Source organism: Nonomuraea sp. ZG12 (assembly GCF_052068115.1).
In the GTDB taxonomy this organism is placed as follows: Bacteria; Actinomycetota; Actinomycetes; order Streptosporangiales; family Streptosporangiaceae; genus Nonomuraea.
Map to the genome: position 1 here is coordinate 115,219 of NZ_JBQHCW010000022.1, position 23,671 is coordinate 138,889.

At 68.0% G+C, this 23,671-nt stretch carries 19 protein-coding genes and 1 tRNA gene; 9 read left to right on the forward strand and 11 right to left on the reverse strand.

Annotation, left to right across the window (positions count from 1 at the left end; genetic code table 11):
• Positions 1 to 46 precede the first annotated feature (46 nt).
• From ACTMTF_RS38505 to ACTMTF_RS38515, 3 genes are all read right to left on the reverse strand, one after another.
• Complete coding sequence (locus ACTMTF_RS38505; RefSeq protein WP_441115070.1) at positions 47 to 382, reverse strand: hypothetical protein; 336 nt, start codon at positions 380 to 382, stop codon at positions 47 to 49.
• 7 nt (positions 383 to 389) lie between these two features.
• Entirely contained in the window at positions 390 to 8,120 is a 7,731-nt protein-coding gene (locus ACTMTF_RS38510) for a LamG-like jellyroll fold domain-containing protein (RefSeq protein ID WP_441115071.1), read from the reverse strand.
• Positions 8,121 to 8,600: 480 nt separating this feature from the next.
• On the reverse strand, positions 8,601 to 9,122 hold the full coding sequence (locus tag ACTMTF_RS38515; RefSeq protein WP_441115072.1) for a TetR/AcrR family transcriptional regulator: 522 nt from the start codon (positions 9,120 to 9,122) through the stop codon (positions 8,601 to 8,603).
• A 184-nt stretch (positions 9,123 to 9,306) separates the two neighbouring features.
• Between ACTMTF_RS38515 and ACTMTF_RS38520 the strand changes: the two genes are divergently transcribed.
• The 5 genes from ACTMTF_RS38520 to ACTMTF_RS38540 all read left to right on the forward strand — a co-directional run bounded on the left by ACTMTF_RS38520 (position 9,307) and on the right by ACTMTF_RS38540 (position 14,024).
• Entirely contained in the window at positions 9,307 to 10,929 is a 1,623-nt protein-coding gene (locus ACTMTF_RS38520) for an ABC-F family ATP-binding cassette domain-containing protein (protein ID WP_441115073.1), read from the forward strand.
• A complete protein-coding gene (locus ACTMTF_RS38525) occupies positions 10,923 to 11,777 on the forward strand; it encodes a Vgb family protein (RefSeq protein WP_441115074.1) in 855 nt (284 codons plus the stop codon). Before ACTMTF_RS38520 ends, ACTMTF_RS38525 begins: the two co-directional genes overlap by 7 nt.
• A 122-nt stretch (positions 11,778 to 11,899) precedes the next feature.
• Positions 11,900 to 12,355, forward strand: a complete 456-nt coding sequence (locus ACTMTF_RS38530; protein ID WP_441115075.1) for a pyridoxamine 5'-phosphate oxidase family protein — start codon at positions 11,900 to 11,902, stop codon at positions 12,353 to 12,355.
• 113 nt (positions 12,356 to 12,468) lie between these two features.
• Positions 12,469 to 13,416: a quinone oxidoreductase family protein gene (locus ACTMTF_RS38535; RefSeq protein WP_441115076.1), complete on the forward strand. Its 948-nt coding sequence runs from the start codon at positions 12,469 to 12,471 to the stop codon at positions 13,414 to 13,416.
• A 2-nt stretch (positions 13,417 to 13,418) separates the two neighbouring features.
• Positions 13,419 to 14,024: a LysE family translocator gene (locus ACTMTF_RS38540; RefSeq protein ID WP_441115091.1), complete on the forward strand. Its 606-nt coding sequence runs from the start codon at positions 13,419 to 13,421 to the stop codon at positions 14,022 to 14,024.
• A 1-nt stretch (position 14,025) separates the two neighbouring features.
• On the opposite strand, the gene ACTMTF_RS38545 is transcribed toward ACTMTF_RS38540, so the two are convergent.
• The 3 genes from ACTMTF_RS38545 to ACTMTF_RS38555 are packed head-to-tail and all read right to left on the reverse strand — an operon-like array spanning position 14,026 to position 16,749.
• Complete coding sequence (locus tag ACTMTF_RS38545; RefSeq protein ID WP_441115077.1) at positions 14,026 to 15,066, reverse strand: PucR family transcriptional regulator; 1,041 nt, start codon at positions 15,064 to 15,066, stop codon at positions 14,026 to 14,028.
• Positions 15,067 to 15,068: 2 nt separating this feature from the next.
• Complete coding sequence (locus tag ACTMTF_RS38550) at positions 15,069 to 15,860, reverse strand: ABC transporter permease subunit (RefSeq protein ID WP_397016364.1); 792 nt, start codon at positions 15,858 to 15,860, stop codon at positions 15,069 to 15,071.
• Positions 15,838 to 16,749, reverse strand: coding sequence for an ABC transporter ATP-binding protein (locus ACTMTF_RS38555; protein ID WP_441115078.1), 912 nt, complete (start codon positions 16,747 to 16,749; stop codon positions 15,838 to 15,840). Before ACTMTF_RS38555 ends, ACTMTF_RS38550 begins: the two co-directional genes overlap by 23 nt.
• A 111-nt stretch (positions 16,750 to 16,860) precedes the next feature.
• Between ACTMTF_RS38555 and ACTMTF_RS38560 the strand changes: the two genes are divergently transcribed.
• Complete coding sequence (locus tag ACTMTF_RS38560) at positions 16,861 to 17,319, forward strand: ArsR/SmtB family transcription factor (RefSeq protein WP_441115079.1); 459 nt, start codon at positions 16,861 to 16,863, stop codon at positions 17,317 to 17,319.
• Here ACTMTF_RS38560 and ACTMTF_RS38565 read toward each other — a convergent pair.
• Positions 17,310 to 18,794: a cobyric acid synthase gene (locus ACTMTF_RS38565; RefSeq protein ID WP_441115080.1), complete on the reverse strand. Its 1,485-nt coding sequence runs from the start codon at positions 18,792 to 18,794 to the stop codon at positions 17,310 to 17,312. The two genes, ACTMTF_RS38560 and ACTMTF_RS38565, sit on opposite strands and share 10 nt — an antisense overlap.
• An 85-nt stretch (positions 18,795 to 18,879) precedes the next feature.
• Here ACTMTF_RS38565 and ACTMTF_RS38570 point away from each other — a divergent pair, with 85 nt between their 5' ends.
• Together ACTMTF_RS38570 and ACTMTF_RS38575 are read left to right on the forward strand one after the other, a co-directional pair.
• Complete coding sequence (locus tag ACTMTF_RS38570) at positions 18,880 to 19,458, forward strand: helix-turn-helix domain-containing protein (protein WP_441115081.1); 579 nt, start codon at positions 18,880 to 18,882, stop codon at positions 19,456 to 19,458.
• A 14-nt stretch (positions 19,459 to 19,472) separates the two neighbouring features.
• Positions 19,473 to 19,667, forward strand: a complete 195-nt coding sequence (locus ACTMTF_RS38575) for a hypothetical protein (RefSeq protein WP_441115082.1) — start codon at positions 19,473 to 19,475, stop codon at positions 19,665 to 19,667.
• On the opposite strand, the gene ACTMTF_RS38580 is transcribed toward ACTMTF_RS38575, so the two are convergent.
• Together ACTMTF_RS38580 and ACTMTF_RS38585 are read right to left on the reverse strand one after the other, a co-directional pair.
• The gene (locus tag ACTMTF_RS38580; protein WP_441115083.1) at positions 19,655 to 20,590 is read right to left on the reverse strand and encodes a cobalamin biosynthesis protein; all 936 of its coding nucleotides are present in this window, start codon (positions 20,588 to 20,590) and stop codon (positions 19,655 to 19,657) included. The genes ACTMTF_RS38575 and ACTMTF_RS38580 overlap by 13 nt on opposite strands.
• Complete coding sequence (locus ACTMTF_RS38585; protein ID WP_441115084.1) at positions 20,574 to 21,356, reverse strand: phosphotransferase; 783 nt, start codon at positions 21,354 to 21,356, stop codon at positions 20,574 to 20,576. Before ACTMTF_RS38585 ends, ACTMTF_RS38580 begins: the two co-directional genes overlap by 17 nt.
• Before the next feature lie 194 nt (positions 21,357 to 21,550).
• Here ACTMTF_RS38585 and ACTMTF_RS38590 point away from each other — a divergent pair.
• Positions 21,551 to 21,624: transfer RNA gene (locus ACTMTF_RS38590), tRNA-Arg, on the forward strand.
• A gap of 233 nt (positions 21,625 to 21,857) precedes the next feature.
• On the opposite strand, the gene ACTMTF_RS38595 is transcribed toward ACTMTF_RS38590, so the two are convergent.
• Positions 21,858 to 23,087, reverse strand: coding sequence for a site-specific integrase (locus tag ACTMTF_RS38595; RefSeq protein ID WP_441115085.1), 1,230 nt, complete (start codon positions 23,085 to 23,087; stop codon positions 21,858 to 21,860).
• Positions 23,088 to 23,239: 152 nt separating this feature from the next.
• A partial coding sequence (locus ACTMTF_RS38600; protein ID WP_441115086.1) for an integrase core domain-containing protein occupies positions 23,240 to 23,671 on the reverse strand: 432 nt, incomplete at its 5' end.

The following is a 23,671-nucleotide window of genomic DNA, read 5'->3' on the forward strand; positions in this document are numbered from 1 at the left end:
CATGCAACAGGTGATGCACTTACCATTTGAGACTACCCTCGAGCGGTCAATCGATCTCATCATCGTCTTCTAGGCGTACGAGGTTCCCCTCCGGCCCTTCCGTAGCCAGGATTCCTTCCAAAACCTCGCAGATACTATCGATTCCGGCTTCCCGCACAAGCAAGAGGTCGGGACAGTTGAAGTATCTGCCACCAAAGCCCTCTCCCGAGATTTCCCATCGTTTCCAAATATCATTCACTGCAGCCAGAGTGAGAACTGTTGCACTCCATTGCGATCCATCCTCTAGCGTCAGAATCAGATCCAGATTCGAGGCCTCTTCCGGCTTTTGCCCGAGTGCGATCATGAAAAGTGCGGTGGCGCCACTAATCTCCCTCTCGATCACCGAGTCACTAACCATAGAGTTTCCCCAATCTAGCAATCACTGCTTTTTGATTTTTCTTGTCGGATTTACCAACGATCTGGATGCCAAATTCCGTGTTCCTAAAATAGAGCCTCGCCCCATTCTTGGAACGAGCATAAGCGACATCGGTTCCGGACAGGAAACCGCTACCAATACCTGGATTCATGTTTCCATTCGCTAGCCTCGCTTGCATCGCATCAAGATCCCGCTGCACCTTCTGATCCTTTCCGGCTTTCTGTGCCGCCCTAACCAGCAACGGATCATCATGAATTGCCGACCTCAGTACGGGGCACGTGCTGTTGTGAACGAGGACAGGCGCCTCACCAGCGAGCACATAGTACGTGTGCAGGTCGCCGACTGTCATGTTGTGGACCCTCTGGACAGAGGTCTGTTGCTTGACCGCCCCAACCTGGATGTAGGTTCCGGCCGAAGTGCGCAGCCACATGCCCGGCGCAAGGTCGGCCGCGTTGACCCATTGCTTTGATGTTGGCACCCAGAAGGGGTGCTCTGCCGTTGCAGTGAGAGAGGGGTCGTGCTCACCGCCGGCGCTGCCGGGGGTCATCGTGATTTTGACGAGGTCCTTGGTGCCAGTGCCGACTATGAGATCGACTACCTCCTTGGCAGCCGTTTCGCCGGTGAGCGGATCGGTTGCCAAGACCATGTCTCCGACCACTACCTCTTCAATGGGCTTGTGGCTCCCATCTGCCATTAAAACTAAAGTTCCGACTACAAAGCTACTGCGACGACAGAATACTTTTCCGAGCTTGGTCGTGCCCTTAAGATTTGGAGAGGCTTTTGCAAGTTTCCCTAAGACTTTAGTCGCCGCCTTTGAGGCGACTCCGCCCCCTGGAACAAAGCTAACCGCCATCATGATGCAGGAGGAATAATTCCCCTGCTGACAGGCCATGGCATCTTCGAAAACGAAGTCTGTCACACCCTTTGCTACCATGGAAACCCAGTTGTCACCACGCTTTGAGCGCTTCATCGCGACCATGAGATCATGTTGTGGCTGATTAATATTCAGACTGCTCGCCAAGGCGCTGCAGTAGCCTACATTGCTCGGATGGTCAACAAGACAGATATTGATGTACTTTCGCGTAGCCACGAGATCGTCTGCAGTCTTTTGCAGGGCTGCACACGCTTTCTTACCTTTAGCTCTCTCGCAGGCTTGCTTATTCAGGAGGCCGGGTGCATCAGGAACCGCCGCCGCACCTCCCGCCATCATCCCCTTTTCAGCAGAAACAATATTCTTCCAAAAAGAGGCCAATTCCTCGATACCGAAACCCATATCGTAGGCGATTCTATACGCTTCACGAAGCCTCAGACTTGCGTCGTCGTAGCCTTTCGGTTTAGCCGCTCGGCTACCTAGATAGGTATTCCCTACGACGAAGTTTTCAAAATACCATTGAGGATTGTCCTGGGCGACCCGGCCGTCGCCGACGTTTTCATTACCCCAGCTATAGAGGGGATCGCGAACTCTGAAGCAGGTCCAGCCGCTGCATATCCATCCTTCATCCGGGTCCGCAGTCGCAGCCGTGGGAATGGAGCCCCCAGAGGTGGGCGCCCAGTCCTGCCATCCACTGCCGCCGCTGGCTGGGTTACCCTCGACGGCCCAATGCCCGGTGGGGTCGGTGTGGGTGAGGGGTGAGGCGTTGGCGTAGGTGTAGCGGTTGGCCTGGACCGACGGGTTCGGCGACAGGGTCATGGTGTCGCGGCTCGTGAAGGTGCCGGTGCCGGGCTGGTACCAGCGGGCGTGCATGTTGACCTTGCCGGTGTCCGGGTCGGTGTATTCGCCCTGGTAGCCGAGGTTGGTCTTGGCTCCGGTCTGGTCGGTGATCGCGCCGAAGGGGTCGTAGGCGGTGGTGGTGGCCAGGGCGGTGCTGCTGTACGTGGCTACGAGGTCACCGTGCAGGTCGGTCAGGGTAGCGAGGGCGGGATTGGCGCCTTCCTTCTGACCGAGCAGGGCGCCGAAGGCGTCGCGTCCGTACCGGGCCTGGACAACGCCGAGGGTGTCGACGATGGCGGCGAGGTCGTTGCTGAGACCTGAGTACGCGAAGGTCTCCTTGGTGACCCCTCTGATGCGGCTGGTGACGCGGTCGAGGGCGTCGTAGCTGTAGACGCTCTCGCCGTCGGCGATGAGCCGGTCGAAGGCGTCGAAGGTGAGCTGGGTGGTCGTGCCGTCCTTGGTCTCGCTCGCCATGGTGCCGCGCGCCGTGTAGGTGTAGGTGCTGCCACCGCCGGACATCATCCGGTTGCGCGCGTCGTAGACGTACGTCTTGTCGCCGGCCTTGGTGCGGTTGCCGGCCGCGTCCCACTCATAGGCGGTGGTGGCGCCGCCGGGGGCGGTCCAGGACGTGAGCCGTCCGGCGTGGTCGTAGTCGTAGGTGTTGGTGCCCGCGCCGGCGGTGCCGGCGGTGGTCTTGGTGGTGAGGTTGCCGTCCTTGTCCCAGGCGTAGGTGATCTTCGCGAGCTGGCTGCCGCTGCTGGTCCCGCTCTTCAGGGTGTGGGTGAGCGGCTGGTCGAGGTCGTCGTAGGTGAACGCCTGGGAGTCGGTCGTGGTGGTGCCCTGGACGGCGGTCAGAGAGGTGAGGTTGCTGACCTCGTCGTAGCCGTAGGTGAGTTTGCGACCGGTGACCGGGTCGGTGGCGGTGTCCAGGCGGCTGGCCTTGTCCCAGGTGAAGGTAGCGGTGCCGGCGGCATCGGTGCGCTCGGTGGGGTTGCCGAGGTTGTCGTAGGTGTAGGCGGTCTGCTGGGTGGCGCCTCGCAGGATGGTCAGTGGAAGACCGCGGTCGTTGTAGTTGACGTTCAAGTCACCGATGGTCGTCGCACGACTGGCCAGGTCGTAGCCGAAGGTCCGTTCCGCGCTGGCGGCATCGCCTCCGCCGCCGGTTTCCTCGGTGGGGCGGCCCAGGTGGTCAAAGGTGCGGTCGATACGCACGCCGCCGGGCTGCAGTTCGGCGGTCGGGTTGCCGGCCCGGTCGTATACGACGGTCCAGGTGCGGTCGGCGGCGTCAGGATGGGCGGCGGTGACCGGCTCGGTGACGGTTTCGATCAGGCCAAGGCTGTTGTAGGTGCTCCAGGTGGTGTTGCCGCGGCCGTCGGTGAGGCGGGTCCGGGCGCCGGTGGCGTCGTAGCCGAAGCCGGTGGTGATCGATTCGCTGCTCGAGACCGGTTCGATCAGCGAGGTGACGCGATTGAGGGCGTCGAAGGTCTGCCGGGTGATGTGGCCTTCCGGTGATGTGCCGCTGATCTCGTTGCCCGCCAGGTCGTACGTGGAACTGCTGGTGCGCAGTACAGCGCCGGAATCATTCACGTCCTTGGCACTGATCTGGCGGCCGGCGAGATCGTACTCCAGCGTGGTGGCGTTGCCGCGCGCATCAGTGGCCGTGACCGGCCTGCCCGCCAGGTCGTAGGTCACGGTGGCCTTGTTGTTCATCGGGTCGGTCGTGGAGGTGACCTCTCCGGCGGCGTTGACCGTGTTCGTGGTGGTCTTGTTGCCGGGCGCGACCGTGGTGAGGAGATGACCGGCGTCGTTGTAGGTCAAGGTGGTGGTCGAGGCGGTTGCTACGGGTTTGCGTTCGATCTCGGTCACGGTGATCTGCCGGCCGAGGTCGTCGTAGGTAGTGTCAACGCGGGCGCCGGTCGGGTCGATGCCGGCCAGCTTCTCGCCCGCCAGGTCGTACTCGCTCACCCAGGTGCCGGCCGGCTGACCCGCTGGGGCCGGGTCGGTGACGCGGACCTGGCGGCCGAGCTGGTCGAACTCGAACGTGGTCGTGTACCCGCGGGTGTTGGTGGTCGAGACCAACTGCCCGGCCGCGTCGTAAGCGTGCTGGGTCGTGGGGGTGACGGCGGTGCCGCCCGGCGGGGTGTAGCTCGGGGCGATCTGACTGGTCAGACGTCCAGCCTTGTCGAAGACGGCGGTGACGGTACGCCCTTCGGCGTCGGTTTCGTGGGTCTTGGCGCCGAGTGTGTCGTAACCGAACTTCGCCGATGGCTGACCGCTGCCGGCGGTGCCTGCCTTGTCTACCTGGACGTGCGGGGCGATCACCTGGATCAGGCGGCCCAGGCTGTCGTAGCGCATGGCAGCGGTGAAGTCGGCACTGTCGGCGCCTTCAGCATTGCCGCGTGGGTCGATGGTGGCGACGGCCAGGCCACGCTCGTCGTAGGCGGTGGTGGTGATGAGATCCTGGTCGCCGTTCTCGACGCTCTGCGCGGTGACCTGGTTCTCCTTGTTGTAGGTGAACTCGGTGACCTCGGAGCGGGTGCTGCCCGCGCCGGTACGAGTGGTGGTGAGGATGTTGCCGTTGGCGTCGTAGGTGAATGCGGTCTTGCGTTTGAGCGCGCCGGGGTCGAGCATCTGCGTGGTGAGCCGACCGGCCGCGTCATAGACGTACTCGATGGTGGTCTTCCCGCCACCGGTGATCAGTTTGGTACGGTTTCCGGCTGCGTCGTAGGTGTGGTCCTCCAGCACCACGTCCTTGGGGGTGGTGGAGCCGTTCAGTTTGACGTCGTCGGCTGTCTTCTTGGCGAGCAGGCCGTCGTCGAAGTAGGTGTAGGTGGTCTTGCGGCCCATGGCGTCGGCCTGGGTGGCCAGGCGCCCGCCCGGGTCGTAGCCGAATGCCTCCAGCACCACATCGGCGGCCGGTTGCGGGGCGACCGGACTGCCTGTCCAGGCTTTCAAGGTGCGTGAGGTGAGTTCACCCCGCTTGCTGTAGGCGTTCTCGATCACCGCGCCTCGGGCGTCGGTGAGGGAGGCCAGTTGGCCGAGGGTGTTCCAGGTTTGCCGGACCACGCCGCCTTCGGGCCCGGTTACGGTCTCGGCCCGGCCGTGGTCGTCGTAGGTGTAGACGGTCGCCCGCTCGGCGTCGCCGCCGGTCAGGTCGGTGATGGTCTCGCTGAGCCGGTTGCCGTCCAGGTCGTAGGCGTACGTCACACGCTTGGTGTGCGTGACTCCGGAGATCTCGTTCTTGACGCCCGGCTCTGTCTGGGTCGCGGGGCGGCCGATGGCATCGTACGTGAAAGTGATCTTCACTCCGGACGGGTGAGCTTGCGAGACGTCTGTCTTGCTGGTGATCCGGCCGAGCGGGTCGTGCTCGAGTCTGGTGACCAGTCCTTCGGGCGCGGTCTGCTGGGCCAGATCGCCGGAGGCGGTGTAGCCGTAACTCCAGGTGTTGCCTCTGGCATCGGTCGCGGTCTTCGTCAGGCCGGCCGGGGTGGTCCCACCGCCTGTCGCGGCCTCGGTGCCGTCGGTGTAGGCGATCGTGTTCGAACGGCCTGTGGGGAAGTCCAGGGTGGCCGGGCTGGTCTGCTTCGTCGGCTCGCCGTACGTGTTGTACTCATACGTGGTTGCGTAGGTGTTGTCCGCTGCGCTGGATGAACGCGGGTCCCGGTAGGTGAGCTGGCGGTCGTTGCGCGGATCGAACTGGTCGGCGTCGTTCAGGTGGTAAGTCGCGTACGCCGTCTGACAGTCGTCCGCGCTCCGGCACGTCCTGGAGCTGATCTGGTTGCCCCGCTTGTCGTGGGCGCGTTCACTGGTGTTGCCGTTACGATCGACCATCTTCGCGTGGAAGCCGCCGGTGTCATACTCGTACCGGGTCACCTTCCCCAGCTGATCGGTCTCGGACTTCGTCCGCTCACCGCGCCAGATGTCGTGCACGCTGCTCAACGTCCCGTTGTTCGGGTCGGTCACTGTGATCTTGGAGGTTCCGGCGGTGGTGTCGACGACCGGCTTGCCGATCTTCCAGGTTCCCCCGTGCTGGTCGGTGTGGGTGCTGAGCCGGTCGGTCACCAGGTCGTAGGCATTCTCGGCCCAGACCCTTCCCGATGGGAGGGTGACTTTCGTGAGCTTGTTGCGCGCGTCCACCCGGGCGGCGTAATGCGCCTGCACCTCGGCCTGCGTCAACGGCCGGTCATACAGCGCCGCCTCGTCCAGTTGCCCGCGGAAGACAGCGTTGCCGGTGCCGCCAGCGGGCATGCGCCAATTCAGCGGCCCCATGGCGAAACGTGCGTCGTCCTGCCAGTAGACGCTACGAGGCGCCTGCAGGGCGCCCACCAACTGCCCATCCAGATACAGCCGGTCCAGGCCGTCGTCCGCTGTCAGCACCGCGTGGTGCCACTGCCCGTCGGTGACCGTCTGCGTGGTGGTGATCGGCGTGAACCACACATCGTCATCGTTCTCGGCAAGAGATAGGAACTGCGCCCGAAGCTTGCCGTCAGTGCCGACGTAGATCGCCGAATCCGCCGAGCCCGCCAGGCCGGCGGAGAACACGGTCCCGGGGTGGCTGGTCTTGAACCACGTCTCCACCGACATCTGTCCCGCCAACCGGCCGACCGCGTTGGGAGCCAGCGCCATGCCCCTGTAGTCGAAGCCGTAGCCAGGATCGGTCGTGCCGGCCAGCGCGCCGGGCTGCCCCAGCGTGGCATCGGACGCGTCGGCCGGACCGGCGCCCCAGCCCAGATCCGCCGCCTCGGTCGCCCCTGATGTCTCGTTCAACCGCCAGTAGCCATACGGCTGCGAATCAAGCACCGACGACCGGTAGATCGAACCGCTGCCATACTCATATCGGGTACACGCCGCCTCCGCTCCGGGAGCGCATGAGGCCGTCAGCCGGTCTCCGTCGTACTCGTACGTCCACGTGAGCGGTGCGCCATCGACCGGGTCGGTGGACACGCTGGTGACATGCGCCCCCGTCCACCCGAAGTGCAGAGACCGGCCCCCGGTCGCCGTCACCGAGACCAGTTTGCCCTGCGCGTCATACACCAGATTCTGGCTGCGCCCACGGTTGTCGCTGACCTGCGACACCCGGCCGGAGGCGTTGAACAGGTAGGAAGTAGACGATTTGTCCATCAATCGCCACCCCCCGCCGGGCTGCTCGGCCAGAGTGGCGTGCATGCCCGGCGGCGGCTGGAAAGTGCCGTCGCCGTTGGCCCCGAAACGCAGTACCCGCCCGTCGGACTGAGTCACCAGCAGCGCTCCACCGGCCGAGACGACCTTCATGTCCCACCGGGTCGACCACCCAGCACCAAAGAGCCCGTCCACCCGCGGATCCAACGTGTTGTACGTCCGCACCACCGACAGCGGCGGCCCCGCGGTCACCACCTGAGCATCGGTGAAGGTCGTCGTGTAGTTGCCGGTCACCTGCTGGAATTCCTGACCGTTGATCCCACGCGTCGCCAACTGCGACCCCACCACCGGCTGACGAACACCCGTGGTGAAGGAGTCCACATCGGTCACCAGCTCACCCAGCGTGCCGCGATCCTTCGCTGTGACCTGCCAGTGATACTGCTTGCCCCACTCAAGCTTGTCGGCCGGCACGCGCCACGTGTCGAGATCCTCCAGAACCCCTGACGAGACACAGCCAGCGATCATGGAGTAGTCCCTGCACACCTTGAAGGTGTAGTCGATGCCGTTCTGACTGAGGACGTTCGCCAGTAGCAACGGAGTGCGCGTATCGACCAACGCCCCGTCCAGCGGAAAACGGCCCTGAAGGACCGGAGAACAGCACGCCGCGTCCTGCTGCTCGGCACGCTGAACCCCTCCGGGCAACACCCGCCCATCCGATGCGACCGGTGACTCCTTGCCGCTCGTCCGCTCCAGCGGCAGCGCATTTTTGGGACGCCAGTCGTCCTTACCGCCCCCACGGCTACGCTGCGAACCCTCCGACGCCTGCGTGACAGACGTCCCCACCAGGGAAGGCAGACCAGCCGCCGTCCCGGTCATCTGCTGGGGAACATCCAAAGGTCCCGCGGCCGCAAGCTCAACGGCACGTGCGATCCCCTCAGCCCGAACAGGCCCCGCAGGAAGAAACAGCAACCCAGGTAGCAAGGCAGCGGCCAGCAACGGAATCAGACGCGGCGATCGAGCCCACGACGAGAACCGGCGCATACGCCATCACACTCCGAACCACGAGGACGCCCGCCAAGGCGTTAGCCGTCGCCCTCCGCAGCGGTGGAAGTACCCGTTCTCCGCGCAGCTCGGAGCTGATCATCAATCTGACGATCAACGTAAGAAATTCCGACCTTACAGACAAGAGGGGCGAACATCACAAAATGGATAACAACCCTATCTGGTGCATAACATTCCGTTATCACCCATGATCACAGCCCTGCCCGCACCAAGCCCAGGGCACCTCCCGTGCCGTGGACGGCGTGACAGCACCCTGTCCATGATCGGCCACCGACCACCCCAAAGCGAACATCCTCAGAGCACGCCTGCACGGGCGGCAGCCAGTGCGGCGTCCGCCGCGCGGTCCGCGTCCCGCTCGGTCACCGGCTCGTGGGCGACGAACAGCCGGTAGTAGATCGGCGCCACCGCCACCCTGATCACCTCCCGCACGTCGACCGTGACGGGCAGCTCCCCACGGTCGACGGCCCGCCGCACCACCTGGGCCGACTGCTCGTGGCGGGCCTCGAAGAAGTCGCGCAGCGCCCGGGCCGCCTCGGGGCTCTGCATGGCCGCCGCCACGAACGCCGACGAGACCGGCCCGAGCTCGGGATCGTCGAACCCGCTCTGCACCAGCCGCGCCACCCCGCGCAGATCCTCCTTGATCGTGCCCGTGTCGGGGATCGGCCACGGCTCCTCCTGCGCCATCTCCAGGGCGTCGGCGATCAGCCCTTCGACGCTCCCCCAGCGCCGGTAGACCGTCGTCTTGTGCACGCCCGACCTCTCGGCCACGTTCTCCACGGTCAGCCCGCGCATGCCGTGCTCGGACAACTCGGCCAACGTGGCCCTTCGTACGGCGTCGCGGACCCGTGCGCTACGTCCACCGGGTCGCTTACTTGTCTCCAAAAACTACTCCAGTTGCATTAAGCTTCAAGACGTGGCAGGCTAAAGCTACGTCAGTTGCGATTGGAGTTCCACCCTGACCATCCTTCGAAGAGTTTCCAAGGCGTACGACCGGCGTCGCGTGCTGGTCGATGTGTCCCTGTCCGTCCGCAAGGGCGAACGGCTGGGCATCGTGGGCGAGAACGGCTCGGGCAAGTCCACGCTGCTCCGGCTGCTCGCTGGAGCCGAGCGACCGGACGAGGGCGAGGTCGCGGTGCCCGCCGACGGCGGCTACCTCGGTCAGACGCTCGACCTGCCGCTCGGGCACACGGTTCAGCAGGTGATCGACGCAGCGCTGGCCGAGCTGCGGGCCATGCAGCGCAGGATGCGCGAGTTGGAGTTCGAGCTCTCCGACGACCGCATGGAGGAGTACGGTGATCTTGTCACGGCCTTCGAGACCCGCGGCGGCTACGAAGCCGACGCCCGGGTCGACAAGTCGCTCCACGGGCTCGGCCTGAGTCATGTCGGGCGCGAGCGGGTGCTGTCCAGCCTGTCGGGCGGGGAGCAGGCCCGGCTCGGTCTGGCCTGCCTGCTGGCCGCCTCGCCGGAGACGCTGCTGCTCGACGAGCCCACCAATCATCTCGACGAGTCCGCGCTGACCTGGTTGGAGGAGCGGCTGCGCGACCACCGGGGCACGATCGTCGTCGTGTCCCACGACCGGATCTTCCTCGACCGGGTGGCCACCGCCATCCTGGAGGTCGAAGGCGGCACGACCACCCGCTTCGGCGGCGGCTACACCGGCTTCCTCGAGGCGAAGGCGGCCGCGCGAGCCCGGCACGAGCAGGCCTACGCCGCCTGGCGCGCGGAGGTGCGTCAGGTGCGTGAGCACGCCGCCACCACCGCACACCGCGTCGCGGCGGGCCGGGCCATGCGAGACAACAACAAGATGGCCTACGACCGCAACGCCGGCCGGGTGCAGAGCTCGATCGCCAGCCGCGTACGCAACGCCCAGGAGCGCCTGCGCCGCCTGGAGGCGGACCCGGTCCCCGAGCCACCCCGGCCGCTACGCTTCCACGGCACGTTCACCCAAACCCCGGCTGCCACAGACGATCAGGCCCTGGGTTTCGCAGCCGACATGAAGGACCAAGCCGCAGCATCCCCGCACGACGTGTTCAGCCGGCCCCGAACGCCCACGAACGGCGCTGGTACATCTGCGCAAGCGTCTCCGAACGGCACGCTGGTGGACCTGTGTGACGTGCATGTCGCTGATCGGCTCCATGTCCAGCGGCTGACGATCAGGGCCGGCGACCGGCTGCTGGTCCAGGGCGCCAACGGCGCGGGGAAGACCACGCTGCTGCAGGTGATCGCGGAGCAGGCTGGCGGCCGGGTGGGCTACCTGCCGCAGGAGGTCACCTTCGATCCCGCCCTGCAGGTGCTGGACGCCTACGACCACGGTCCTCGCCACGAGCGGCGGGCCGCGCTGCTGGCCACCGGCCTGTTCCAGCGGGAGACGCTGGATCTCAAGGTGGGCGCGCTCTCCGTTGGGCAGCAGCGCAGGCTGGCCCTGGCCGGGCTGCTGGCGGGCGAGCACGAGCTGCTGCTGCTCGACGAGCCGACCAACCATCTGTCGCTGACTCTGGTGGAGGAGCTGGAGCAGGCGCTCGACGCCTTCTGTGGCGCTCTGGTGGTCGTGTCGCACGACCGTGCGCTGCGGCGGCGGTTCCGGGGAGCTGAGCTGGAGATTTCGGAGGGACGTATATGTTGACCAAGATATCCGCGGGCGCGCCGTACGGCATCGCGACCGGTCCTGATGGCGCGTTGTGGTTCACGCTGGTGCATCAAGGGTGTGTCGGCCGGTTGGTTCCCGGTGAGGAGCCGGTCGTGCACCGGCTCGACCACGTTGACGGCGGGCCGACGGTGATCACGCCTGGGGCCGACGGTGCGATGTGGTTCACCGAGTTCCAGGGCGGCCGGGTCGGGCGGATCACGCCGTCCGGGGAGGTGACCGCGTTCGAGGTCTCCTCGCCGTACGGGATCGTGGCCGGTGCCGACGGGGCGATGTGGTTCACCTGCATGCAGACCGACAGGATCGGGCGGATCAAGGACGGGGAGCTCACCGAGTTCGAGGTTCCGGGCGGCATGCCGTCGGGCATCGCCGCCGGGCCCGACGACGCTCTCTGGTTCACCCTCAACCAGGGCGACGCCATCGGGCGGATCACGCTGTCGGGCGAGGTCACGGTTCATCCCCTGCCGACGACGGGGGCCGCGCCGGTGCACATCACGGCGGGGCCGGATGGGGCGCTCTGGTTCGTCGAGATCGGCGCGGGTCAGATCGGGCGCATCGACGTAACCGGAAAAATCACCGAATATCCCCTGCCGGACCGCGCCGCCCGGCCTCACGCCATCGTGACCGGGCCGGACGGCGCCCTCTGGTTCACCGAGTGGGCCACCGGTCGGGTCGGCCGCATCACCGTGGACGGCACGATCGACGAGTACGCCCTACCCAAGGAGCAGGCCGCCGAGCCGCACGGCCTGACGGTCGGGCCGGATGGCGCGATCTGGGTGGCCCTGGAGGCAGGCGCCCTGGCCAGAATCGAGGTTCCAGGCAGCTGACCCTCGCGCCGCTCAACCGAAGGACCGTACTACCGAGCCCCAAGCGAACCACTGGAGGCGCGCTCGGGTCACTGACCTGTCCGCGTATTCCCGCTCTCCCTCATCGGTGCGATCATGCGCGTATGACGGCGTGGCACGAGGTCGAACAGGCAGAGCCGGAGTTCGCTCAGCGCGTGCGGGCCTTGTTCGACGCCCACAGACACAAGACAATTGCCACCTTGCGAGCCGACGGATCGCCGCGGATCTCCGGGATCGAGGCGGCCTTCGAGGACGGCGAACTGATCTTCGGCTCGATGCTGAACGCGCGCAAGGGCGCGGATCTACGTCGGGATCCGCGGTTCGCCCTGCACTGCGCTACGGTCGACCCGATCGAGGGCGCCGAGGCGCAGTGGCCGGGCGAGGCGAAGATCTCCGGTCGGGCGATCGCTGTCGGACCGATCACCGAGGGATCGGACAGCGACCGCTTCCACGCCGACATCGCCGAGGTCGTGCACACCCACCTCAACGACGAGGCCACGATGCTCGTCGTCGAGTGGTGGACGCCCACGCACGGGCTGCGAAGGGTCGAGCGCGAGTAACCCTCAATCGGGCGCCAGATCCTTGCCCGCCTTGCCGAAAACGTGTCCGGTCGCAGAAATCCACAGAGCCCCCCGGAAAGACGGAAGGACGGGGGGCAAGGTTGACTGGAAGCATGCATGCGATCGTGATCGCCGCCCAGGGCGGCCCAGAGGTCCTCGAATACGTGGAGCGCCCGGATCCCACGCCGGCAGCCGGTGAAGTAGTGGTCGACGTCGCCGCGAGCGGCGTCAACTTCATCGACATCTACCACCGCTCCGGCGCCTACCCCCTCCCCCTGCCCACCGTGATCGGCTCCGAGGGCGCGGGCGTGGTGTCCGCCGTCGGCGTCGACACGGCCGGGGTGGCCGTGGGCGACACGGTGGCCTGGGCGAGCTACCTGGGCAGCTATGCGGAAAAGGCCGTCGTGCCGGCCGCCCAGGTGGTCCCGGTCCCGGAGGCGGTGCCGGCGGACCTGGCCGCCGCCGTGATGCTCCAGGGCATGACCGCCCAGTACCTCACGCACTCCACGCACGAGGTGAAGCCAGGCGAGACGGTGCTGGTCCACGCCGGGGCCGGCGGGATGGGACAGCTGCTCATCCAGATCGCCAAGCTCAGGGGCGCCAAGGTGATCGCCACCACGTCCACCGCGGCGAAGGAGAAGCTGGCCCGCGAAGCCGGCGCCGACGAGGTGCTGCGCTACGACGACTTCGCCGACGCGCTGCGCGGCAAGGTGGACGTCGTCTACGACGGTGTGGGCGCCACCACGTTCGACGGCGGCCTCAAGGTGCTCCGCCGGCGTGGGCTCATGGCTCTGTACGGCGCGGCCAGCGGCCCGGTGCCGCCGGTCGATCCGCAGCGGCTGAACGCGGCCGGTTCCCTCTTCCTCACCAGGCCGAAGCTGGCCGACCACATCGCCGAGCGCGACGAGCTGCTGTGGCGGGCCTCGGACCTGTTCGGCTGGATCGCCTCCGGTGAGCTGAATGTGAACGTCTCCCAGCGCTACCCGCTGGCGGAGGCGGCCCGCGCCCAGGAAGATCTCGCCGCCCGCCGCACCACCGGCAAACTCCTGTTGGTCCCTTGACCATGGACATCGGGTCGTTCGCTCTCGTGGTGGCGTTATTGACGGTGACTCCAGGGCTCGACACCGCCCTCATCCTGCGTACGTCACTGATGGCCGGGAAGCGGTGCGCCTGGGGGGTGGTGCTGGGCATCCAGCTCGGCACGCTCACCTGGGGGCTTCTCACGGCCGTGGGGCTGTCCGCGCTGCTGGCGGCCTCCCAGTTCGGCTACGACGTGCTGCGCTGGGCGGGCGCGGCGTATCTGGTCTGGATGGGCCTGCGCATGCTGCTGGCCAGGGGTGACGCACCCGGCGGGGAGGAAGCGCAGCAGGAGGTACGGTTCCGCACCGGGTTCCGGCGCGGACTGGTGACGAACCTGCTCAATCCCAAGGTGGGCGCGTTCTACGTGGCGATGCTGCCGCAGTTCATTCCCCAGGACGCGCCGCACGCCGTGATGGGCCTGCTGCTGGCAGGCGTGCACGTGGGCGAGGGGCTGCTGTGGAGCGCCGCGCTGATCGGGTTCGCGGCGTTGATGAGCAGGACACTGCGCACACCGTTCGTCCGCCGGCTGCTGGACCGGATCACCGGCGTGGTGATCGTCGGGTTCGGTGTGCGGCTGGCGGTCGACTGACCTACGGGGGCCAGTCCAGGAGGCGGGCCCCGAGCACGGCGGTTTCGAGGGTGAAGCGCTGGGTGGGCTCGTCCGGGGAGAAGCCCGTCAGATGGCGGACGCGCTGCAGGCGGTAGGTGACGGCGCGGGTGCTGATGCCGAGCCTGCGGGCGGCGGCGGTCTGGTTGCCCTGGGCGGCGAAGACGGCCTCCAGGGTTTCGAGTAACGGCTCGGGGCCGCCGCGCGCGTCGAGCAGCGGGCTGAGCACGCTGGTCACCAGGTCCTCCATGGCGCTCCTGTCGCGCAGCAGCACGGGGAAGACGAGCAGGTCGGCGGCCTTGACCACGTCGTGCTTGAGGCCGAGCCGGTCGGCCAGCTCAAGGGCGCCGGCGGCTTCCCTGTAGGAGGCGACCACGCCACCGGGTCCACGTTGCGGCCGGCCGACGCCGACTCGCCAGCCTGCCGGGAAGCGGGACCGTACATGGTGGGTGAACTCACCGACGGCGGCGGGGAGCGTGGCGGGGACGACGCAGACGAGCAGCTCGTCGCCGTCCGAGGAACGGACGGCGAGGAGGATGTTGTGGGAGCCGAACCGGGCGATCAGGTCGCGTTCGATCCGGTCGGGGTCGACGTCCTGCAAGCCGCGCGCGACGGCGACCACGTAGGACTCGGCGAGCCGGAGGCCGAAGTGCTCGGCGCGTTCGGCGAGGCGTTCGGCCCGGCCCTGGAGCAGGTCGTCCACGAACTCCCTGCGTTCGACGTCCGCGCCCCGGATCGCGGCGAGCTGGGCCTGGTCGTACCCCTCCATGATGGCGGCGACCGCCTTGCGCAGCGCGGGCAGCACGGCGGGGCCGGCCAGGCCGTCGGCGGCGGCGAGCGCGGTGTCGACGAGGACCCGCAGCGAGAGGCCGAGTTCGGCGGCCCGCGAGCCGGCGGCGCTGTAGGCGTCGAGTTCGGCCCGGCCGGGCAGCAGGCCGGTGGCGGCGGCCTGGCGTAGCGTGTGGAGATGCCCGCCAAGGAGGTCGGCGGGCAGGTCGGCTGGCACCGCCGAGCGGTCGGACACGGTCAGACTCCTACGTCGCGCCTGTCGAAGGCGAGGACCGCGGTGAGGACGAGCACCGCGGTGGCGCCCGCCAGCACAAGGTAGTCCCCGGCCGGAAGTCCCAGGTACAGGGGCCGGCCTTCGGCGTAGTAGTGGAACGGGGAGACCCATTTGAGCCAGGCGATGGCCTCGACGCTCCGGCCGATGGTGACGACGACGTAGCCGAGCAGCGCCCACACGCCGACGACCGCCATGGCGACGGTCCTGCGCCCGGTCGCGGCGCCGACGGCCAGGGTGAGGGTGCCGAAGAACAGCCCGAGCAGCAGCACTCCGGTGTGCGCGGCCAGAATCCGGTCGAAGGGGACGCCCATGCCGACGGCTTCGGCCATGAACCAGGTGACGACCAGCGTCACGGCTGCCACCGCAAGCAGGCCTAGGGCGAGGGCGGCGAAACGGTCGAGGACGAGCCGCTTGCGGTCGATGGGCAGGGTGACGATGAGCTCCAGCGTGCCGGCCTCCTCGGGCTGGGCGATCGCCCGGTTGGCGGCGAGCATCGCGCACGCGATGAACAGGAACGGCACGAACAGCTGGTAGACGACCGACTGCAGATAACCGGCGCCGCTGGTGAAGTCCTCCAGCCCGCCCATCAGGTCCCTGATCGCGCCGGGGAACTTGGCCAGCGCCTGCTGACCGTAGATGTCGGGATTCTGCTTGATGTTGCCGTAGATCCCGAGGTAGGCCGCCATGAAGACGCTGAGGCCGATCCCCCACCCGAGGAGGGTCCGCCGGTAGTCACGCAGGCTCTTGGCGATCATCGCGTCTCTCCTCGTCGCTGTAGTAGGTGAGGAAGATCTCCTCAAGGTCGGGTTCGGCGCTGACCAGGTGCACCACGGTGTGCCGGGCCGCCGCCTTGATCAGCGCGTCCGGCCTGCCGTCGATGGTGCAGCTCAGGGCGGCGCCCATCACGCGCAGGTCCCGCACGCCGGGCAGGCCGGCGAACTCCTCGGGCGGGACGGGCGCGTCGAAGTGCAGCTCGATGCGGCGTACCGCCTTCTCGCGCAGTGTGGCCACGCTCTCCACCGCGACCAGGCGACCCTCCCGTACGATGCCGACCCGGTCGGAGACGTGCTCCACCTCGGCCAGTACGTGTGAGGACATCAGCACGGTACGGCCGTCTGTGCGCACCTCCCGGACCATGGCCAGGAACTCCTGCTGCACCAGCGGGTCGAGGCCGCCGGTCGGCTCGTCCAGGATGAGCAGCTCCGGCTCGTGCATGAACGCCTGGATCAGCCCGATCTTCTGCTTGTTGCCCTTGGAGAGCTTGCGCATCGACACCGACAGGTCGGCGTTGAGCCGTTCGGCCAGGGCGTCGATCCGGCTGCGGGGGACGCCGCCGCGCACGCCGCCGAGGAACTCCAGGTAGTCCCTGGCCCGCTCCCTGCCTTCCAGGGCGAGCTCGCCCGGCAGGTAGCCGATCCTGCCGCGCACCGCAGCCTCCCGTGAGCCGCCGCCGAGGACGCGTACGTGGCCTCTGGTGGGCCTGATCACGTCGAGCAGGAGGCGGATCGTGGTGGTCTTGCCGGCGCCGTTGGGTCCGAGATAGCCGAAGATCTCCCCTGGCTGGATCTCCAGGGTGAGATCCTCCAGGCCCCGGCGTCGGCCGTAGTACTTGGTCAGCCCTTCGGCCTGCACCACTGGTGTCATGCCTGGATGATCTCGCCCGGCGGGCGGTCGCGTCACCGGCCGACCCCGGCAGGAACGGCGGCGCTTCCCTGCCGAACTCCGGAATGGCGGGGTTGTCGGTACGGTGCTGGGGTGAGCAGCATCGAGGAGCGCCTGCGGGAGCTCGAAGCCCGGGTCACGGCCCTGGAGGGCGAGCCGTCGCAGGCGGCCACCGGCGACGACACCGGCCGGCTGACCTACGGCGGCGAGGCGAGGCTCGGCGGTCACCAGTGGCGGTGGGAGGTGGCCCGCTCCCCCGGCTGGCTGGTCGAGCAGCCGACCGCGCCACTGGCCGGGGTGCTGGCGGCGGCCGGCCATCCGGCCAGACTGCGCATCCTGCAGCTGCTCGTGTCGGGCCCGCGGCCCATCGCCGACCTGCAGAGCGAGCTCGCCCTGGCCTCACAGGGGCAGCTCTACCACCATCTCAAGACGCTGACCTCGGCCGGGCTGGTGGAGCAGCCCGAGCGGGGCGTCTACCGGGTGCCGGCGCGGGCCGTCTTCCCCGTGCTCGCCCTGACCGCCGCGGCCACGGACGTGGTCCATCAGAGCTGACGCGCACCCGGTGGCAGCGGCGGCACCTTGGGCGGGCCGTACTGAATGAGATCGAGCAGCGCGCCGGTGTCCAGGTGCTGCTCGACGAGGTCGCCGAGGGCGTCGAAGCGCTCCTCGCGCAGCCGGGCGAAGTCGCTGTCGGGGTGCGGCACGAAGTCGCGTCCGGCTTTCCCCGCGACATCGGCCAGGAAGGCCCGGCGGAAGGCGTCGTTCTCCAGCGCGCCGTGCCAGGTGGTGCCCCAGACGGATCCCGCGCGGCACCCGTCCAGGAACGGCTCGCCGCCCTCGACGGTGACCCGGCCGTGGTGGATCTCGTACGCGTGCACCGGGTGTCCGTAGGCGTGGCCGGTGGGCCGGCCGAGGATCTTCTCGGCCGCGAACTCCACCCGGACGGGCAGCAGCCCGAGCCCGTCCACCCGGCCGGCCCCGGACTCCACCTCGTCGACGATTTCGCGGCCGAGCAGCTGGAAGCCGCCGCAGATGCCCAGGATCGGCCGGGTCCGCGACCGCAGCGCCGCTGCCAGGCCGGTGTCGCGCAGCCAGGCCAGGTCGTGCACCGTGGCGCGGGAGCCGGGCAGCACCACGAGGTCGGCGTCGTCCAGCTCGCCCGGGTCCGTCACGAACCGCACCGCCACGCCGGGCTCGGCCGTCAGCGCGTCCAGGTCGGTGAAGTTGGAGATGCGCGGCAGTCGCACCACGGCCACCCGGAGCGTCTGCCTGCCGTACGGCCTGCCGGTGGTGACGGCCCGGCTGTCCAGGGCGAGGGAGTCCTCGACGTCCAGCCAGAGGCCGTCCAGCCAGGGCAGGACGCCGTAGACCTGCCGCCCGGTGAGCTCCCTGAGCTGGTCGAGGCCGGGTTCGAGCAGCTCTATGGCGCCTCGGAACTTGTTCACCACGAACCCGGACATGAGCGCCTGATCATCGGCGTCCAGCAGCCCGACCGTGCCGTAGAAGGCGGCGAACACCCCGCCCCTGTCGATGTCGCCGACCACGATCACGGGCAGGTTCGCGGCCCTGGCCAAGCCCATGTTGGCGATGTCGCCGGGGCGCAGGTTGATCTCGGCGGGGCTGCCCGCGCCCTCGCAGACGACCACGTCGTAGCGGTCCCTGAGCCGGGCCAGCGCGCCCAGCGCCGTCTCGCGGAGCAGGTCCTTCAGCGCGCCGTACTCCATTGCGTCGACGTCGGCGACCGGCCGGCCCATGAGCACGACCTGGCTGCGGCGGTCGCTACCCGGTTTGAGCAGGATCGGGTTCATGTCGGCGACGGGCTCCAGGCCCGCGGCCTGCGCCTGCATGGCCTGGGCGCGGCCGATCTCGGCGCCGTCGGCGGTGACGTACGAGTTCAGCGACATGTTCTGGGCCTTGAACGGCGCCACCCGGACGCCCTGCCTGGCCAGCCAACGGCAGATCCCGGCCGTGACCACGCTCTTGCCGGCGTCTGACGTCGTGCCCGCGACCAGCAGTGCCCCCTTCACCCCGCCAACCGTAGTGGATCCGGCAACTGCCGCGAGATACGAAAATTTAGTTGCGCAATTATTCCTTCCTATCTACGGTGGAGGTATGGCCACCGATGAGAGCCGGCGCGTCACCGAGCTCGACACGCTCAAGGCGCTGGCGCACCCCCTGAGGCTGAGGCTCTACCGTGCCCTCTACCAGGCGCGGACCGCCACCGCCTCACAGCTCGCCGACCAGGTCGACGAGGCCGTCTCCCTGGTGAGCTACCACCTGCGCAAGCTGGCCATCCACGGCGTCATCGAGGAGGCCGACCGGCAGAGCGCCGACGGCCGGGAGCGCTGGTGGCAGGTGGCCCTGAGCAGCTTCTCCGTCAGGGACCAGGACTTCCGCGACGCCCCCGAGCGGGCCGCCGCCTACTCCGCGTTCACCCGGCTGGCCTTCCGCGAGCACGTCGAGCTCTACGAGCGCTACCTCGACGAACAGTCAGCGTGGGAGCAAGAGTGGCGCAGCGCCGCCTTCAGCTCCCGCTACCTGGCCCGGCTCACCGCGGACGAGCTGCGCCAGGCCGGCGACGAGCTGGGCCAAGTGCTCAAGAAGTGGCAGGCACACGCCGACGCGGCCCCGGACGCCGAAGGCCGCGAGAACGTCGTCCTCTCCCTGTACGGCTTCCCGACCCGTCCATGACCTGGAGCCACGACATGCATCCCGACCTCCACCTACGCCTCCACCACATCCGCGCCACCGAGCTCCACGAGCAGGCGGAGCGCTGGCAGGCCACCCGCGCGCACCGCCGCTCCCCCTGGTCCGCCGTCAACCGGCGGCTGGGCTGGACACTCGTCGAGACCGGCCTCCACCTGGTGCACCGAAGCACCCCCCGCATTCAGCGGATCTGACCCCGGCGCACCGCCCAGGCGGCCAGCACGGCAGCGCCCGCCGCGGCCAGGCTCACCACCCTGGTCAGCCGCGCCGCCCGCCGAATGTCGCGCACCTGCGGCTGCGGGCCGTCGCCCATGGACGGCCGCCGCTCGATCCTGCCGCCGTAGACGTTCACACCACCCAGCGTGACGCCCAGCGCGCCGGCGAACGCCGCCTCGCACCGTCCCGCGTTGGGGCTGGGGTGACGGTGACCGTCCCTTTTCAGTACGGCCAGCGCCCGGCGCGGGTCCGGCCCGGCGAGTACGGTGATCAACCCGGTGAGCCGCGCCGGGACATAGTTGGCCACGTCGTCGAGCCGGGCCGCGGCCCAGCCGAACCTCTCGTAACGCGGCGAACGGTGCCCGACCATGGCGTCCAGCGTGTTGATCGCCCGGTAGGCCAGCAGCCCCGGCACCCCCGCCACCGCCCCCCAGAACAGCGGGGCCACGACGGCGTCGGAGGTGTTCTCCGCCAGCGACTCCACCGTGGCCCTGGCCAGCTCCGGCGCCGCCAACCCGGACGGGTCACGCCCGCACAGGTGGGGCAGCCGTTCCCGAGCCCGCTCCAGGTCCTCGTCCTCCAGCGCGGCGGCCATGTGCTCGCCCTCACGGGCCAGCGTGGTGCCGCCGAGCACGGCCCAGGTCGCGGCGGCGGTCAGCGCCGTACGGGCGACCGGATGCCGAACCCGCTCCGCCAGCACCCCGATCCCCGCCGCTGTTCCCACACAGAGCGCCACATACAGCACCCCGTTGCCCCTGGCGTCGCCGTACACCTTTCCCTCGACCCCACCCGCGACACGCCCGAACGCCGCGACCGGATGCCCTTTCCGGGGATCGCCGATGATCGCGTCGAGCGCCACTCCCAGCGCGAGCCCCGCGGCTCGGTCAGACCAGATACGCATGCAGCTCATCTTCGTGGACGTCCAGCCAGGCTCCGGCCCGGCGGATGCGCTCCCCCGCGCCGCTCGCCCACATCCGCCCCCAGCTCCCGCCCGCCGCGGCCCGGGTGCGCATGACCGTGTAGGACCGCTGGAAACGCAGCCTGGACAGCTCCAGCAGCCGGCGACGATCACGCGGGCGGACCCCGTACGCGTCACAGAACAACCGCAACCGCTCCCCCACGTCGACCCCGCGCACCAGCGGATGGCGATCGACCGGATCGGCGATGGGCGCCCAGTGCCGCAGCGTGGTGACCACATCGAACAGCCGCGTGGTGGGCCGCGCCAGATCAAAATCGATCATCGCGTACGGCCGGTCGTCCCGGAAGACCACGTTCGCCGGGGTCACATCACAATGACCGATGACCTCGGGGGGCGCGTCATCGTTCGACCCGCCCTCCCAGCCGTCATGACCCAGCGGGAACCCCGCCGTCGCATCATGGAACCCGCGCAATAACCGCGCCACCCCGGCCAGCGCCTCATCGGTGACACTGACCACACCCAGCCCCGTCGCCCCGGGCACGAAGGTCAGCACCTCCCGCCCCAGACCGTCCACCCCGAGCACCCGCGGCGCCCCCTCGAACCCGGCCGCCTCCAGGTGGCGCAGCAGAGCATGCACGGCAGGCGTCGACTGACCGACCGGCCGGCGCACCGTGTCACCGACACGCACCACCCCGTCCGTCACATCACCGCCCTGCAGCGGAATCTCATGCAGGAGGGTCGCGAACATGACATGAGAGATTAGACCTACCGCGACGCTCCCGCCTGGCCTTTTTGCTCACAGATGGGTCGCGATCGCCGCCACAACGGGCCTGACGACCGGGCGGGTGGCGTGGGGGCGGGAGCGGGTGCGCGGGGGTTGCGGGCTGACACGGGGGAAACCTGTGCATGACAAGTCGCCGGATCATGCACAATAAGTCGGGAGCGCCCTTAGCTCAGCTGGATAGAGCATCGGACTTCTAATCCGACGGTCGCAGGTTCGAATCCTGCAGGGCGCGCTTTGATCATGGCGTTGACCTGCGGAAACGCATGCCCCGACGCCCCTGTAGAACATTGTTCTGGCCTATCCGTGCTCCTACCGTGCTCGCCCGTACCAATCCCGTACACACCATGATCATCATGCCGTTAATCACCACGCTCACCGCCCCAGGCACATGACGAACGGCCCCGTTCCGCCGCGATTCCAGCGGAACGAAGCCGTCATCTCCCCCGGCCGAGCCTTTCCCTTCCGCTACACGCGAAGCTGCCGCAGAACACCTCGGCCCTCATCGCCATCGCCTAGCAACAACGCCGCGGTCTTCTCCGCCGCCGCCATCGCCACCTGTGGGAAAACCGACGTGTAGGTGTCGGCGGTGAACGAGCTCGAGGTGTGTCCCAGCGTCTCCTGCACCACCTTGATCTCCACCCCAGCGGCCAGCATCAACGACGCCGCCCCATGGCGTAGGTCATGCAGCCGGATCGGTGGCAGGCCCGCCAGATAGGCCAGCCACAGAAACTGGTCGGACACATGCTGCGGATGCAACCGATCCCCATCCGGTTGGGTGAACACGAACCCGGTCTCCTTCCACGCCTCCCCCACCGCGAGCCGTTCCTGTTGCTGACGCCGCTTGTGCCCGCGCAGAGTCGTGACCGTCTCCGCGTCCAGCGCGATGGTGCGCATCGAGGCATCGGTCTTGGGCCTGCCCTCGTGAATCTGCCCCGCCAACTGCACCAACTGCCAGGCGATACGCGCAGATCCCGCATCGAGATCGACGTCCTTCCAGCGCAGCCCGCACGCCTCCCCGCGCCGTAGCCCTCGAAGCGTGATCAGCCGATACAAGGCGAGCAGCCGATGACTCCTGGCCTCCTCCAGAAACAGCCGAGTCTGCTCCGGCGTCCACACCATCACCGCCGACGGGCGCGGCACCCGGACATAGGCATCGATCGGGTCGACCCGGCGGCCACCGCGCCGCGCCCGCTCCGCCGTGCGGTAGTCGCGAAACTCCCGATGCCATTCCTCGACCCGATCCCCGGTCCACACCAGCGCCTTGGGCCGGGCCTGAGCCGGCATCTCCAGCACCGCAGCCGGATTGAAGTCGATCAGCCGGTCCTGGCGGATCGCCACATTCAGCGCATGCCGCAACGTCGCCCGGATGCGGTGCATGGTGGCCGTGCTCACCGCACGCCGATACTTCACACTCGCCCGCACCTCACGCTCCGCGCTGGCCCGGCGCTCGGCGATGACATCGTTGAACTCCTCGATCTGCTCGAACATCCCGGCCACATCACCGACCCTGAGCCGATCCAGCCGGATACGCCCCAGATACGGGGTCAGATACAGCCTGATGTGGCCCTCATAAGAGCGCCGAGTCGTTTCCTCGATCTTCCGCTTACGCTTGAGGAACTCCTCCAGCCACTGCGCCACCGTCACCTCCTGGGTCAGGTCCTGCCGGGTCCGCACCCGGCGGCGCACCACCTCCACGCTGGGGTGTGTCCAGTCAGTGGTGTATCTCGATCTTGTTTGATTAGCGGGTGGCCGGGGTCAGACGACCTTCGAAGGTGATGGCGAAGGCGTTCAAGGCCGCTTTCCAGCGTGTACCGCTCGAATATTGAGTTACGTGACCTGAGCTGCGGTTAAGCGGCGTGGTGGTATTCGTTGATCAGGCCTGCACCTACGGGTTTTCGGCGGATGGATCGCAGGTCGTCGAGGTCGGTCACGTCGCGGAAGGGCTGCGTTGCAATGTCCGGAGGCCGTTGGCACCGGGACTGGTGCGGCCGGTGCCCGTTGTCATGGATCAGATACTCCTGCAGCACGCGGGCCAGATGGCGTTCATCAAGGACCAGGATCCGGTCCAGGAGTTCACGGCGCAGGGTGCCGATGACCCGCTCGCAGATGGCGTTCATCCTCGGCGCCCGCGGCAACGTGGTGACGTCCCGTAACCCCTCAGCTGTGAAGACCTCACGAAAGGCGGGGGTGAAGAGCGGGTCCCGATCGTGGATCACGAACCGCAGCCCGGCGATGCGCTCCCCCAGGTCCATGACCAGGTTGCGGGCCTGCTGCGCCGT